The organism is Shewanella frigidimarina (genome assembly GCF_003797125.1).
Classification (GTDB): Bacteria; Pseudomonadota; Gammaproteobacteria; order Enterobacterales; family Shewanellaceae; genus Shewanella; species Shewanella frigidimarina.
This window is the reverse complement of record NZ_RKKE01000001.1, coordinates 823,621-839,080: the sequence shown is the minus strand read 5'-3', so window position 1 is coordinate 839,080 and position 15,460 is coordinate 823,621. Positions and strand designations below refer to the sequence as shown.

Annotated in this window: 14 protein-coding genes; 7 read left to right on the top strand and 7 right to left on the bottom strand. The window is 41.8% G+C overall.

Features of this window, described 5'->3' with window-relative positions:
• Positions 1-222: 222 nt before the first annotated feature.
• Positions 223-684: a NanQ anomerase/TabA/YiaL family protein gene (locus EGC86_RS03755; RefSeq protein WP_102036963.1), complete on the bottom strand. Its 462-nt coding sequence runs from the start codon at positions 682-684 to the stop codon at positions 223-225.
• Between the two features lie 105 nt (positions 685-789).
• Between EGC86_RS03755 and EGC86_RS03750 the strand changes: the two genes are divergently transcribed.
• The 3 genes from EGC86_RS03750 (at position 790) to EGC86_RS03740 (ending at position 3,730) form a co-directional block, all read left to right on the top strand.
• Entirely contained in the window at positions 790-1,845 is a 1,056-nt protein-coding gene (locus EGC86_RS03750) for an alpha/beta hydrolase (RefSeq protein ID WP_123776651.1), read from the top strand.
• A gap of 213 nt (positions 1,846-2,058) precedes the next feature.
• Positions 2,059-2,637, top strand: a complete 579-nt coding sequence (locus EGC86_RS03745; RefSeq protein WP_123776650.1) for an LON peptidase substrate-binding domain-containing protein — start codon at positions 2,059-2,061, stop codon at positions 2,635-2,637.
• Positions 2,638-2,749: 112 nt separating this feature from the next.
• Positions 2,750-3,730 (top strand): pseudouridine synthase, encoded by a 981-nt coding sequence (locus tag EGC86_RS03740; RefSeq protein ID WP_123776649.1) that lies wholly within the window; start codon positions 2,750-2,752, stop codon positions 3,728-3,730.
• Between the two features lie 94 nt (positions 3,731-3,824).
• Here the strand turns inward: EGC86_RS03740 and EGC86_RS03735 are convergent, their stop codons facing one another.
• From EGC86_RS03735 to metJ, 5 genes are all read right to left on the bottom strand, one after another.
• Positions 3,825-5,219, bottom strand: coding sequence for a tetrathionate reductase family octaheme c-type cytochrome (locus EGC86_RS03735; protein ID WP_123776648.1), 1,395 nt, complete (start codon positions 5,217-5,219; stop codon positions 3,825-3,827).
• A 62-nt stretch (positions 5,220-5,281) separates the two neighbouring features.
• Entirely contained in the window at positions 5,282-6,994 is a 1,713-nt protein-coding gene (locus EGC86_RS03730) for a DUF3373 domain-containing protein (protein ID WP_123776647.1), read from the bottom strand.
• Positions 6,995-7,142: 148 nt separating this feature from the next.
• Positions 7,143-7,472, bottom strand: coding sequence for a c-type cytochrome (locus tag EGC86_RS03725; RefSeq protein ID WP_011638972.1), 330 nt, complete (start codon positions 7,470-7,472; stop codon positions 7,143-7,145).
• A gap of 356 nt (positions 7,473-7,828) precedes the next feature.
• On the bottom strand, positions 7,829-8,569 hold the full coding sequence (locus EGC86_RS03720; protein WP_123776646.1) for a sulfite exporter TauE/SafE family protein: 741 nt from the start codon (positions 8,567-8,569) through the stop codon (positions 7,829-7,831).
• Between the two features lie 74 nt (positions 8,570-8,643).
• Positions 8,644-8,958, bottom strand: coding sequence for a met regulon transcriptional regulator MetJ (gene metJ, locus EGC86_RS03715; RefSeq protein ID WP_011638970.1), 315 nt, complete (start codon positions 8,956-8,958; stop codon positions 8,644-8,646).
• A gap of 209 nt (positions 8,959-9,167) precedes the next feature.
• Between metJ and metB the strand changes: the two genes are divergently transcribed.
• From metB to EGC86_RS03700, 3 genes are all read left to right on the top strand, one after another.
• Positions 9,168-10,337 (top strand): cystathionine gamma-synthase, encoded by a 1,170-nt coding sequence (gene metB, locus EGC86_RS03710; protein WP_011638969.1) that lies wholly within the window; start codon positions 9,168-9,170, stop codon positions 10,335-10,337.
• 131 nt (positions 10,338-10,468) lie between these two features.
• Complete coding sequence (locus tag EGC86_RS03705; protein WP_123776645.1) at positions 10,469-12,862, top strand: bifunctional aspartate kinase/homoserine dehydrogenase II; 2,394 nt, start codon at positions 10,469-10,471, stop codon at positions 12,860-12,862.
• Positions 12,863-13,029: 167 nt separating this feature from the next.
• A complete protein-coding gene (locus EGC86_RS03700; protein WP_245423092.1) occupies positions 13,030-13,236 on the top strand; it encodes a hypothetical protein in 207 nt (68 codons plus the stop codon).
• A 151-nt stretch (positions 13,237-13,387) separates the two neighbouring features.
• Here the strand turns inward: EGC86_RS03700 and EGC86_RS03695 are convergent, their stop codons facing one another.
• Positions 13,388-13,879: a DUF1097 domain-containing protein gene (locus EGC86_RS03695; RefSeq protein ID WP_011638966.1), complete on the bottom strand. Its 492-nt coding sequence runs from the start codon at positions 13,877-13,879 to the stop codon at positions 13,388-13,390.
• Between the two features lie 518 nt (positions 13,880-14,397).
• Here EGC86_RS03695 and metF point away from each other — a divergent pair.
• Complete coding sequence (gene metF / locus EGC86_RS03690) at positions 14,398-15,282, top strand: methylenetetrahydrofolate reductase (protein WP_123776643.1); 885 nt, start codon at positions 14,398-14,400, stop codon at positions 15,280-15,282.
• The last annotated feature ends 178 nt before the right edge of the window (positions 15,283-15,460 follow it).

The window sequence follows — 15,460 nt, the reverse complement described above, 5'->3', positions numbered from 1 at the left end:
GGCTTTTTATATTTTACTCAGGGTAGGTGTATATTTGTCTTTAGCTTGGGATAACAACGTTATTGAAGTCTCTTTTCAGTATTCTATTGAGACTATCTCAAGTGCTCTGTCGAGGTGCTTCTTGTACTGGAATTAACTTTAGCAGACTTCTCTCAAATAGCGATTTTTTGCTAATAATTCAGCAGTAGGACTGAGTATTCATCATTTGTTAAGGCCATATCGTTATACCCGTACTTTTATCACCACTTTGCGAACTTTTTGTGGTGTTGGGCTGGTGCCTGGCATATGGATGTCGCCAGGGAAAAATAGTGCAAACATGCCCGCTTTTAGCGGAATAAACGCCGCATCATCTTTGTTAGATTCATAGTCGTATTCTGCATAGTCATGCTTGTCAAAATAAGGCTTAGAAGGTGTTTGATTGGCTAACGGTAAATAGCCAAATTCTTCTTCCCCGCTAACCACATACTGCACATCAATATACTGTTGATGAACTTCAAAGGGTTCGATTTCTTTAGGCTTAGTTTCATAGTCATTAACGATAACGAAAATATCTTTGCCTTCAAGCGGATAATTGCCCACTTCAAGCTGGCTAAAGTCTGTGTCCGCGAGATGGGCTAATGCTTTGGCTAATCTCGGGCTAAGTTGAGTGTATAGGTGACGATTTGCTAAAGTATCAACAATCATAAAAATTCCGTAAGATATGAACCACAAAAATATGCTAGCGTATTAGCGCTAAAGCATACAGTTTTACAAAGATAACAGCATTACAAATATAAGAAGGATTGTACATTGCCTGCATTACGTTTACTTGCTGGACCAACTGCTTACGAACAACTAGAAGCGAATGGCTTAGATCAATCATTGTTTACTCAGCTCTTTGCTGCATCAGGCGGACCTAAGTGGTTGGCGATAGCAGGCTTAGATAAATATTTATTTAGTGAGTTTTTTCAGGATCGCGAAGATCCCCTTTATACCATGGGCGCGTCGTCGGGTGCGTGGCGTTTAGCTTGTATGGCGCAACAAGACCCATTGGCGGCCTATGAACGTTTAGAGCATTTTTATATTCATCAGAACTACGAAAAAAAGCCGACTCGTGAACAAGTCAGTGCCCAAGTATTACAAATTGTTGATGGCATTTTAGGTGAGCAGCAAGGTGCTGATATTATTGCTAATCCGTTAATTCGTCATCATATGGTGGCTTGTCGTGCCCGTCATTTAAATCGCATTCATGCCAAATTTGGCTTAATGATGGGACTGTCGATGGCTGCAGTAAGTAATGTGGTCAATCGTAAAAGCTTAGGTTGGCACTTTGAACGGGTTATTTTAAGCCATAAAGACGCCGCATCACCTTTTAGACGTTTGAAAGATTTGCCCACCAAACATGTCGAGTTAACTCAAGACAATATCCGCCATGGATTGCTAGCGACAGGATCGATCCCGCTATTGCTTGATCCGGTAAAAGATCTGCAAGGCTCGCCTAAAGGTCATTATTACGATGGTGGCATAACCGATTATCATTTTGATATGCCATTGCCTGCCGCTACAGGCTTGAGTTTGTATCCACACTTTTACCCGTACATGAGCCCAGGCTGGTTTGATAAATCCTTATTGTGGCGTAAAGCGAAAGCGAATTATCACAATGGTTTAATTTTAGCGCCGAGTAAGCAATTTATTGCAAGCTTACCGTTTAGTAAAATTCCTGACCGTGAAGACTTTAAAAATTTAGATACTAAAAGTCGGATTACCTATTGGCAGCAAAGCGTGCAGCAAAGCCAGGAATTAGCTGACGAGTTTGCTGAAATTGTTGCTTCTGGCACTATTATGGATCGTATTGAGCGTTTATAAGATCCAATAAGTTGAATGTTTTTTGTACTTTTTTTGAAAGATAGTCGTATTAAACAAGGTCTATTGGAGTAGGGCGTAGCGAAAACGGGTGGTTATGTCGGTAGTAAGCATTATATTAGGCTACTTAAGTTGTTGAATAATTAACCACTGCTACACTTGTTTCATTGATTTGACTTTGGTTCAGTAACTTCACCTATGGTGTAGGAGGCTGTTATGCAAACAAAAGAAGTAGCATTACTGATTCAAGATGCTGTGCTATTACCCGGTGGACGACTTGAAATTAGAGTCGTGTCACCGAGTGATTTAGCCATGGTTGCCGATGTACTAAAAGGCCACTATGGTTTAGCATTTGCGCCATTGAAAGTGAATAGCGAACTGCCTTGTTATATTGCAGCAACCCAATGCAATATTATTGATTTCAACCAGTTAGATGATGATTCTTTAAGCATCGTTGTTGAGGGAACACAGCGTCTTAAAATTTTATCTGCCGCGCAAAAACGAGATGGTTGTTGGATTGCTCGTGCGCTCCCTTGCGCTAATTGGTGCCATGAGCCCATTGCGGGTGAGTTTGAAATTATCAGCGCCGCACTTGAACAATTTTATCAAGTGAATCCAGATTTACTGGAATTGTATTCACAAACTCATTTAGAAGATGCCGCTTGGGTGAGTCAGCGTTGGTTAGAGGTTTTACCTATGTATAATCGTGATAAGTTGATTTTAGTTGAACAACCTAATTGCCATAAAACTATGGATTTTGTGCTGCAATTACTAAAATCTCACGTGGATGTATAAGCGCAATATTGTGTTATCGGTATCGAGATAATCAAGATACATTTTCGGCCTAGCCTGATAAGATACCTTCTCGTTTGAACCTTACCTTCATCTTTATATAGACAAGTTGTTTATGCCTAATTCATCAAACTACACTGCGGATCGTCCTCAATGCTCTTCCCAAACACCAAACGCTGCCATTGCCGCTCAACCTTCGTATATTGTGTTGCCGCGTGCTAATGAATTAGCTGGTAAGCAATACCACACAGTACTTGAATTTTTGATCGATCATTTTAAGCAAATCGATCCCAGTGTGTGGCAACAGCGTATCAATGATGGCAAAGTACATTGGCAAAATAGTGAGCTAATTACCGCAGAGAGTGCCTATCAAGCCACTGCGAAAGTGTATTATTACCGCGAAGTGCTGGCCGAAACGAAAGTGCCTTTTGCTGAGCAGGTGTTGTATCAAGATAACGACACTATTATTGTTTATAAACCGCATTTTTTACCTGTTACCCCAGGCGGAAATTACGTCAATGAATGTTTAGTGCATCGATTACGTATCGCGACTCAAATTGATACGGTCGCACCAGCACACAGGCTAGATAAAGATACGGCTGGGGTGATGTTAATGACGCTCAATCCGCAAACACGCCATGCATATCATCAGCTGTTTTTAGATGACAAGATCACTAAAGATTATCAAGCAATCGCTAAATTAACGCCTACGTTGCTGAGTGAATTAGCCGATAATACTTGTACGCTTCCTATTCATTGGACTGTTAAAAATCGTATTGTGGCGGCAAATCCAAGCTTTACCATGCAGGTGGTTGAAGGCGAGGCGAATAGCCATTCTGAAATCAGTTTAGTGGCGGTAAAAAATGGTTTTGGCTTATTTGAGTTAAGTCCTATTACCGGTAAAACTCATCAATTACGTGTACATATGCAAAGTTTAGGCATGCCGATTTTACACGACCGCTTTTATCCAGTACTACAACCTAAAGGGCTAGACAACTTTGATAAGCCGTTGCAGTTGTTGGCTAAACGGTTGCGCTTTACCGATCCCATCAGTGCTATTGAACAAGATTTTCAGTGCCAAGGTTTGGATTTTTAGTTCGTTATTTAGCGAATAAAAAAACCGCCATCGTAAAGTCGATAGCGGTTTTTTTGTATCAGCTTATTGCTGTTGCAGTGAGCTTATCTGAGTATTAGTCAGCTTTTGTGTGTTTAATACCTTTACGATTTTTCATTGGGTCGCCATCATAACCAAGGGCTTTCCAGTCTAAACGCTCGCCTTTGTTGTGGCAGTCATTACACTGTAGTGCCTTGTCTTTTGGTGACACCATGTGGTTGATGCGCCACCACATTTCGGTTTCAACAAAGCCATGCTGACCACTGTATTTGAGTCCTTTCTCTATCATGGTTGGGTTAGCTTCCATGCCTAATTTGGCTGCTAAGTCCCAATCAAATTTATCCCAGTAGCCACCTTCACCGTACGTTTTAGGGGTTATTAGAATATTGAGTTTAGTATCATAGATTTGCTTTCCCGTGTGCACTTTAAATGGGTAGATTTTAGCTTTAGGGTCGCGAATATCACCTAATGGATAAGCTAATTTAACCGTTTTAGTTGGGTCCATTTTATCGCCAGCCATATACGCATCAGCGCGGCCATTAAACCAGGCATATTGTGGTTTAACGTCTTTTTGCCAAATAAAGCTGCCTTTCTTTTTCATAAAGGTGTGCTTGCCGTATTGGTCTGTTGTTTCAGGAAGATCTTGTCCTGCCTGTGACCAATCCCAGCGCATTTTGGTGGGTTCATTTTTAGCAAATGATGGTATGTGACAAGTCTGACACGCTACAGTTACTGTGTGTGTATTGAGCTTTTTATTTTTATGAGGCGCAGCATCATGGCAGTTTACACAACCAATTTTGTTTTCCCCACCAGGTGATACGCCCATCGAGTTACCGGTAATTTGATGATTTTCAGTAACGTGACAAGTTTGACACTGGAAGTCATTTCCATCGGTGTCCATGTGGACATCGGTCGCTTTGTCTGGATAAGACATTGATGAGTCTAAATCGCCGTGTTTAACCGCATCACCGCCGCCACCGTAAAAGTGGCAACTGCCGCAATTGTCACGCACGGGTGCACCTACATTTTGGGCAACATTGGCTAAATTGACTCTTGCTAAGGCCTCGCCTGCGCCCGCAGGATCTTTAATGTAAGTTCCCGTGGTGTCGTGACAAACTAAGCAATCGACTTTGGTCATGTCTTTAAAGTCGAATGTTGAATCTTTCCATCCATAACCGGCATGACAACTGGTACAACGCGGTTCGTTACCCGATATTGATACACAAAAGTTGTTAATGCTGTTCTTTTTACCGCGCATCACAGTGCGGTCTGGTAGTTTTTGCTCTAACTCCCAAGTCCAATGTGAAGATTTCATAAACTCTTCAGCATGTTCTTTATGGCAGGTTAAGCATTGTGTCGTCACTTCAGGGCCATTAGCAAAAGGCCCTTTCAGCGCCTCTTTGTGGTTAAAGGCAGCCTGTGCGCTACTGCTTAATAACAGTAATACAGCCAGTGCTGATAATAATTTCATGGTGTTTGTCCTTACCCCTGAGATTGTGCTCAGGGGGGCCAAGTTAGAAGGTTAAGTTAGCGTTAGAAGTTAACGGTCAGTGAGGCATTGATGTCATAGGCGGTGTCAACAACTGGCAACATTGAGTACGCGCTACCGGCAATCACATCGTCAACCTTCATCGGTGCACCTACTGGTGAGCCACTTCCGGTATATTCATAGTCGTAATACAAACCAGCTAACTTGATAAACATTTTTGGATTAATATCAAAGATATAATAGGCTTCAGCAACATGGCCGCGAGTGGCTAACTTACTGCCGATCGGGTCGTCTTGTGCTTGGGTGAAGGGACTCCAGTATTTAGAACCGTAGTTATATTCCAAACCGAATTTGCCGTATGGTGCAGGAATTTGCATACCTACATAAATGCCGTAACCATCTTTGGTGTCGCTATCAACAGTTTCTTTTGGCACCATAATGATTTCAGTACCAGTGCTGTTCAACTCTGCTTCAAATACTGCATCGCTTAACATGCCACCGAACAAACCTGCATTACCGTTAGGTTCAGCACGAGTCCATCCTAATGAGGCAAACATTTTCAGATCGTCATCGGTTTCATAGGCATAACCTAAACCACCTAAGTACATATCACCAATGACACCGCTTGGTTGTACACGGGTGACGAAGTTAAAGTTGTCAAACTTTTGCATGTCTTGATACATGGTTGGGGCAAAGATACCCGCCAGTTGAGTAGGGAATGCCATGGTGCCCGTAAAGCCATCATTGACATCTTTAGCACCGAATAAAGTGAACTGTAAGAAATGGTTACCGTCATTAATCACGTCGATATTAAACCCGCCGAGGTGGGTATCTTTAGTGATGATGTCACCAAACAATTCGCCATTGCCGTACTGTGATTCAAAGCCTTGGCCATAGCAAAAACGTACTGTTTGGCCTTCAATACCAGTAATATCACCCAAGTTGTAACCTAAGGTAAGACCATCGAAGTTAAAATTAACTAAGTGACCTGATGGCGTGCCGCCTCTGAGTTCATTTTCACGATAATGATTTGGTGGACCGTACGTTGAAGGACGACGTCCAATAGAAAGGTAAGTGCCACTGCCGTTAATGTCTTTCCAATTAAAATAGGCGCGCTCTACTTTTAACTCATCACCACTGGTGCTACCGCTACTGGTGCCGTCCATGGTGAAAGAGTTCCATGAGTCGAATACTTTAACCCCAGCAGAGTCTCCCCAACTCTTAAACATGGTTAAACGTCCTGCAAAGCTGACGTTATCCCACACTTTCGCATCAATATTTAGGCGTAAGCGCGTGGTATAAAATATATCGTTATCAATGTCTTGTTGGGTTTTCTGGCCTAACAGCATTGGCATAACACCTTGTAGCATACCGCTTTGAAACGCGCTGGCTAAATCAGGGTTTGCCATCATCATTTGGCCTAACGGTGAGGTAGCGCTATTTGGATCGCCAAACGCTCCTGACATGGCTTTAGCGCCAAAGTCAGAAAAGTTAACGTTCATGGCTGGGTTCCAAGTGACGTTTTGATAATGTAATGAATGTGCTTTAGTTCTAAAATCACCCGTAATGGCTATTCTGTCTAAAGCTGTGTGACGCTCGGTTTTATCAACTCGTGAATTTAAATAATCAAGATCTTCATTAATCGTAGCCAGTTGTTGTTTAAGATCGGCAATCTTTTGTGCATCTGTATCTGCTGCTAGGCTTGCGCCGCTCATAAAGAGCGCGTTAGCCACTAATATTGAGATGAGAGTTCTCATGGTCTTTCTCCCCTTTATTTGCCAAATAACATGGTCAATTTGGCAAATTTTTTGTGTCAGAATCCCTGAGGCTAAGCCTCACAGTTTTTTCGTTTGGTTTATTGGCTGATGTTTCGTTTAGAACGAAAAGATACTCAGCATTGATGATTTAGCCGCAGGTAGCTGGTTGGTCTGAATCGGCGGCGTGGTCATATAAGAACTGTTGAATGTCTTTCAGGTCTTTTTCTGATAAGGCTTCAAAAACGGCAGGTTTAGCTTTGTGCTTATCACGGGTGAAAAAACGATCCCATTGGCTCATGGTTTTGGTCATTGGGGTGAGTTCAAGGCCTTCACTGTTAGCGCTGTGGCAGGCTTTACATTCTTTTTTGTATAGGTGCTTACCTTTTTTAGGATTACCACCATCTGCGGCCATCACTTGGGTGCCAAGTGATAATGCCATAGCAACTGCGATACCAACTTTAATGTATGTGTTCATCATTTTGTCCTCTGTCGGGCTTATTAGGGTCGTGCTTAACAACATTTAATTATTTCTTTGCTGTAAACAATGTTACCTAAAAGTGGGTAGTGTTAATTTGAAGTAGATCATATCCATGAGAAAAATCTAATTGAAAAAAAGTTAATTGAAAGAAATCTAATGAACTAGTGTGATATGGATCTATTGCATATAGATAATGAGTTTGTTAGGGGAGATGAAACGGTTTTTTTTGATACTTATTGATGGCGTTTTTTAGGTGAGAAATAGACTGCTTGATAAATAGAAGGGGAAGATTTTAATCATTGTTAGAAAACAAGCCCATTGATGGCTCGTTTTGTTTACAGGTGCAGAATAGTTGATTAGCTCATTAACGTCTTGGTCGACATAATAACTAACACGGTTGCACTAATACTACATAACACTAATGTGGCTATACGGGTTTTATCTTTATCAACGCGACCAATTAACTTACCCGAGACAAGATAACCAGCAACGACTGAAGGTAATAATAGCAGTGATAGCCATAAATGCTTCACTTCAACTAAGCCGACGATGGCTAAAATGGCTAGCGCTATTAATGAGCTAAACACGAAGAAGGCTGATAAAGCGGCTCTAAATTGACTTGGGTCTTGGCCTGCAAGCAAAATGGCCATTGGCGGACCGCCGATGGCAGCGATATTGCCAAATATGCCCGAAAATACCCCTGCGATAAATAAACTGAGACGATTAATGGGGGCGCTAAAGCGAAAAATGCTAAGAATAACAGCAATAAACACAATAGCTGCAATCACTAAGCCTAATATTGCTTGTGGGGCAAACAGCAATAATCCAGCGCCTAAAAACCCCCCTGGAATTCGCCCGAGTAAGGCATATTGCAAACCATTAAATTGTAAGTGACCACGCTCTCTAAACAAGGTCATTGCAGAAATGGCAAAGCCCATAACAATTATCGGAACTGGAACTAATTGAGGATTAACAATATACAGCAGCGGGCTTGCAACAACGGCTAACCCAAAGCCAATTAAGCTTTGAGTTAGCGCGCCAAAAAACACGATAATTGATGCCAGTATCAAGGTCGTTGGATCGATAAATGACATCATAAGTTCTCTTTAAAACATCACTGCTTCTTTATAGGGCAGTTTAAAAGTTTGTGAGGTAATCACTAATCAGTGAATTATTCGAGTTCTTCCCACTCGATACCCATATCATCCATTAACTTTTTCGCTTCACTTGGAATGCTATCAGGCTGATCTTTTGAAAGATCACCGTCATAAGGTAATGGTTGACCTGTGTACGCATGCAAAAATGCTTCGCATAGCAGTTCACTGTTAGTTGCATGGCGCAGATTATTTATCTGGCGACGCGTCCGCTCATCTGTCAGTACTTTTAATACTTTTAAAGGGATAGAAACCGTAATTTTTTTTACTTGTTCATTCTTTTTGCCGTGCTCGGCATATGGGCTGATATATTCGCCATTCCACTCAGTCATTAACTTACCCTTAACGATAAATACGCTGCAGATTTTAAACCGTTACAATCTCTAGTCAAATTATTGCTACTATTTAATCCCGATTGCAAATAGATTTCTTGATGTTTAGACGTCTAAACGTCTATTTTGGTTGACGGATGGGGATCTCTTAGGTAAATTTGGACGTCTAGACATCTCTTTGTGTGTTTGTGAAATTTTAGGAGTCAACCATGACTAAGCATCAAAGCGCCACATTGGCCGTTCGCCAAGGTATTGAAACAGACACACAACATGGTGCTATCGTGCCACCGATTTATTTATCGACCAATTATTCATTCGATGGCCACAATAATCCACGCGAGTTTGATTACAGTCGTTCGGGTAACCCTACTCGATGTATTCTAGGCGACGCACTCGCCAAACTTGAACAAGGTGCAACCGGTGTAGTGACATGTACCGGCATGGCCGCGATTACATTGGTGACTAGCTTACTTGGTCCTGATGATTTATTGGTTGTGCCGCACGATTGTTATGGTGGCAGTTACCGCTTATTCACTAACTTGGCCAAAAAAGGCCAATTTAAGTTATTGGTCGTTGATCAAACTGACGCACAAGCGCTGAGCAAAGCAATAGCTCAAAAACCGAAAATGGTGTGGTTAGAAACGCCATCGAATCCTTTATTGCGCGTGGTCGACATTGCTGCCATTAGCCAAGCTTGCCATGACGTTGGCGCGTTAGTAACAGTCGATAACACCTTTTTATCGCCGATATTACAGCAGCCATTGTTATTGGGTGCAGACATTGTTATTCACTCAACCACCAAATACATCAATGGTCATAGCGATGTGGTCGGTGGAGCTGTAGTCGCTAAAGATCCTGAAGTGGGTGAGTTGTTACATTGGTGGTCAAATACTCTTGGGCTTACGGGTTCAGCATTTGACAGTTATTTAACCTTGCGAGGCTTACGTACTTTAGCGGTACGAATTCGTGAGCATCAACGTAACGCACAAAAGATTGTTGAGTTACTCAACGCCAGTGATGTAGTGGCAAAGGTGTATTATCCGGGTTTAAAAGACCATCCAGGTCACGAAATTGCGGCAAAACAACAACAAGGCTTTGGTGCTATGTTAAGTTTTGAGTTAATCGGCGGCGAAGCGGAAGTGGTGGCATTTTTAAAGGCGCTGTCGTTGTTTAGTGTTGCCGAAAGTTTAGGCGGGGTGGAAAGTTTAGTCGCCGTTCCGGCCACTATGACCCATAGAGCAATGGACCCACAAGCAAGGCAAGAGGCTGGTATTAAAGAGACTTTATTGAGACTATCTGTCGGTATTGAAGATGCAGATGACCTCTTGACCGATATTCAAGCAGGCCTAGCAGCTGTTGCCGCGATAAAATCAGCTTAATTCGAGTTTAAGTTAGCTGTGGTTTCGACCAAATTGGGTAAAATAGTAAAACATGCACTTGCAACACTATTGGTTTCAAAATAGAAGTCTAGCAGTCGCAACAAAAGTCGTAGTTGTTTAAGGAGTCAGTAATGACGCGAAGTCATTTACATAAGTTTGGTGGTTCAAGTTTAGCGGATGCAGATTGCTATCGCCGTGTTGCACATATTCTACTTACGCATGGTCAGAGTGATGATTTAGTTGTGGTATCCGCCGCCGGAAAAACGACTAACTTCTTATACAAATTATTGAGCCTGCGTGACAGTGGTCAGTTGTGGCAAGAAGAGCTGCAAATTCTGATCAGCTACCAGCAAACGTTAATTGAACAATTATTGTCAAACGAGCAAGCGCGTGATTTACGCGAACGTTTGTCTACCGACAAATCTCAGTTAGTCAGCTTATTATCTTTAGAGCAACGTAACGATTACCAATTAAACCAAGTGGTGAGTTTTGGTGAACGTTGGTCGGCGCGCTTAATGGCCGCTTTGTTACGAGAAATGGGCGTAGCTGCGACTCATGTCGATGCGTGCTCTATTTTGGTTGCCGATGAAGGCGCCGTACCCAATATTTTAGTCGCTGAGTCTCGTGACAAGGTACAAGCCTTATTAGCCTTGCACCCGCAAGAGCGTTTAGTTATCACCGGTTTTATATGCGCAAATCGCCACGGCGATACCTTATTACTGGGTCGCAATGGTTCTGATTTTAGTGCCACTTTGATTGCCAGCTTAGCTGACATTGATCGTGTAACCATTTGGACCGATGTTGAAGGGGTGTTTAATGCCGACCCTAACAAAATTAATGATGCGAAATTACTCAAGAGTATGTCATTAGCTGAAGCTGACCGCTTAGCGCGCCTGGGCTCTCCTGTATTGCATTCTCGGACCTTACAGCCACTGTTTAATACTGAAGTGAGTTTAGCGGTACGCTCAAGTTATGCTTCACACACTGACTTTACTTTAATCGCGCCACTGAGTTCATCAGCGAGTGCGCCTGTGGTCACTAACTTAAATGAAGTGGTGTTGTTTAGTTTTAAAATGAACGCAGATATTGAACCGTTACTGGCCATTTTGGATAAAGCAGGTATCACGCCGTTAGCTTATTGGTCGCTAGCACAACATAAGTTTGAGTTGGCGTTAACGCTTGAAAGCCAGAAACAAGTGCAAGCTTTGCTCACTCAATACAGCAGCGAATTTTTGATTGAAGAGTTGAGTGCCCAAACTGACTTAGGCCTAGTGGCATTAGTCAGTGCTGATGCTCATCACTTTAGACGCAGTTTTGCCCGACTACTCAGTCGTGATGCCAAACCTATTTATCAAGATGCATTAAGTTTGGTCACCTTAGTACCGCAAGCTCAAGTGAGTTTATTGACCCAAAAAGTACATCGTCGTTGTGCTGGGCCAAGAATGCGTATTGGAGTGTTATTGCTGGGAGTGGGTAACATTGGTGAGGCGTGGATTGATTTGTTTAAACGCGCCAGTCCAGTATTAGATCACGAACTTGAAGCCTCTGTTGAGCTCGTTGGTTTAGTCGGTTCTAAAAAAGCATTAATTTCTAACGACGGAATTAACCTTGAACAATGGCAGCAAGATTATCAACAGCAAGGTATTGAATGGGATTATGATCAACTGTTTGATCAATTAGCGCAGTTATCATGCGATGAAATTGTCGCCTTAGATATTAGTGCTAGTGCCGCCTTAACCTTGCAATATCCAGAGCTATTTGCTCGTGGTATTCATGTGGTAAGTGCCAATAAATTAGCCGGTTCAGGGCCGTTGCCATTTTATCGCGAATTAAAGCAGCAGCTGAGTAATCGCCGCTTATTTTGGCGTTATAACGCCAGCTGTGGCGCAGGTTTGCCTATTCAACATGCGTTAAATGACTTACGTAATAGTGGTGACACTATTGAAGCCGTGGGTGGGATTTTTTCGGGCACGTTATGTTGGTTATTCGAAAATTATGATGGCAGCAAGCCGTTCTCAGAATTAGTACTTCATGCTCGCAGTTTAGGCATTACTGAACCGGATCCTCGTGATGACTTATCTGGCCGCGATATGCAACGTAAGTTGTTAATCTTGGCTCGTGAGATTGGCTTAGCGGTAGAGCTAGAAGATATTAGTCTCAACTCGCTAGTGCCTCAAGCCTTAGCTGAGTTATCACTTGAAGACTTTTTAGCGCGCATTAGTGAGCTTGATGACGATTTGTTGCAGCAGTATGTCGCTGCAGCTGAACAGAACAAGGTGCTACGTTATGTGGCTTCGCTGGATAAAGTCGAAGGTAAGTTACAGGCTGAAGTGGGTTTGCAGTGGGTTGATAATAATCATCCTTATGCGAATTTAACCCCAGGGGATAATGTGTTTGTTATTCGTAGTGCGTTTTATCAAGGTAATCCATTGATTATTCGCGGCCCAGGGGCTGGGCGAGAGGTGACAGCAGCAGCGGTGCAGTCGGATTTAGTGCATATTTGCAAAGACCTGTTACAAGAGTAGTTTTGTTAAAAAAGACCATTATTAATGGTCTTTTTTATGCCATTTCGGGAATGTTTGTGAGCTGGAATTCAGCTCTATTCTTTATTTGCCGTAAACCGCTCAACGCATAAATACTAAAATGTTAGATGACTAGTGTTCATCTCTTGAAATGGAGTTCGAAAATAAGTATGAAAATCAAAGTTTTTACTAAAGTGTTAAAGCCTAAACTAAACTTTTGGATGAAACCGATAGAACAACCTGATTGTGGTTTACAAGACGAAATTAATTTATGGTTATCCACACAAACATCTATAGAAATTACAGAGATTAAACAAACTCAAAGCGGTGGATCATTTATGCCAGCGATGTTAAATATTACGATTTGGTATCAGTAATATAACGAGATTGCTTTTTGTAAGCTTAAAGATCTAATCGACATCAATTAAAAAATAGATAATAAATAAGGATTGGTTCAGCTTGTCGCTGCAGTCAATTACTCGCAGGTAACGAATACTCTTAAGGCGATACAATCTAAGTCGCCTGTGTTTAGGCTTCTTCAACCGCGTCATCTTTTAATGATTCTGTGGTTTTATCAGTTAACGTTATTAATAGACCAGTGAGTAGGCTCATGCTGTAACCGAGTACGGCGCCGATAATAAGTGGTGGAATGATAGCGGCTAGATCAGCATTTAAGGCAAAAGTGATGCAACAACCGATAAAGGTGCCGGGAATAAAGGCGAAGTTTTTATTACTGGCTTGTAAGCACATAAATGCGGTGACAATGCCTGTTAATGCATAGCTGATCATTGGCGAACCTAGAACACCGCTGCCTGCAATAATTAACCAGCCCCAGAATACACCGGAAAGATTGGTCATCATCGCCATCATCATGCCTTTAGCACCTGTTTCTGTTTGAGCGAAAAAGGTACTGCAGCCGAGAAAGCCTACCCATGTCACGAGATGAAATACATCAGCAAGACCAGCCCAAACAGCTGCCAATAAACCAGCAGAAATTGCAATTTGCCAACGATGCGCCATAGTCGTCTCTCGATAGATGAAATTTAGAACGGTGAATTTTAAATTTAGCACAATAAACAGAAATTATGTATTTAGGTTTTATAAAAGTCGATCTAGTTCGCAAATAAAAGCAACTGCTAATAAAACCAAACATTATGCAACTTGTTAAGTGGGGGGAGGGGTCATTACGTTTACTGCATATCACCTCACGTATTTGCACTCATTCCTCATCATCATGTTTATCGCCCACGTGCTGACACTTTTGATCAAAACAATTTGAACATCATCAAATGATATTGTCTGTAGGCTAATGAACAAAAAGCTGATTTAAGCTGTTTTCTATAACCTACTATTTAGGCCTAGCGTCAATGTGATTACTACAAATTGCTTATTGATGGTTTTTTAGCTTGACTTAAGATGTAGTTAAACTAGTATGTGGACATATAGACGTCCAAACGGCTAAATGATTTAAGTTGAATTAATCATTTTAGTTGATTGGTATAGACTCCTAAGTGTTACAGAAGTTGAAGGAATACATTATGGCTTTTCATCATGCACAACATGCCCAGTCGTTAAATCAGAGCTTGTCTGAGCTGAATGATATTAATGTGTCTTTTGAGTTTTTTCCGCCATCAACGCCAGCAATGGAAGAGATTTTGTGGAATTCTATTCGTCGTTTAGAACCATTGAACCCTAAATTTGTATCAGTCACATACGGTGCCAATTCTGGTGTACGTGACCGTACTCATAGCGTGATTGAACGTATCCAGAAAGAAACCAATCTACTCGCTGCGCCGCATTTAACCTTAGTTGATGCTAGTGATGAAGAATTAGTTGAACTGGCAAAGCATTATTGGAATTCTGGTATTAGAGACATCGTTGCATTACGCGGTGATTTACCTGACGGTAGCCCAAAACCAACTCGCTTTGCCAATGATTTAGTGCGTTTACTGCGCTCTGTGGCCGACTTTGATATTTCGGTAGCGGCGTATCCTGAAGTGCATCCAGATGCGCGTAATGCGCAGGCCGATTTAATTAACTTAAAGAAAAAGATTGATGCGGGTGCTAATCGCGCCATTACTCAGTTTTTCTTTGATGTTGAATCTTACTTACGTTTTCGCGACCGCTGCGTTACAGCTGGTATCGATGTTGAGATTATCCCAGGGATTTTACCTGTGACTAACTTTAAACAGACTAAGCGTTTTGCTGATATGACCAATGTTGCTATTCCACATTGGTTACATCGCCAATTTGAAGGTTTAGATGACGACCCTGCAACACGTCAGTTAGTGGGTGCCAACGTTGCTATTGATATGGTGAAAGTATTGTCTCGTGAAGGTGTTAAAGATTTCCATTTTTATACCCTTAATCGTGCAGAATTAACGTATGCCATTTGCCATACATTAGGCGTGCGTCCGAAGTAGCACAATGTAAAGTTTACGCAAACAAAAATCCCGTTAATGGTTTCATTAACGGGATTTTTGTTTAAATATTCGACGTTTGCCGTATTCTTTTTTAAATATATTTAGCCTATGGTGGTATGACAATAACCAATCACGAATGACTAAAGAGGTGTGATGATGAAAACATCCTTGTACAAGT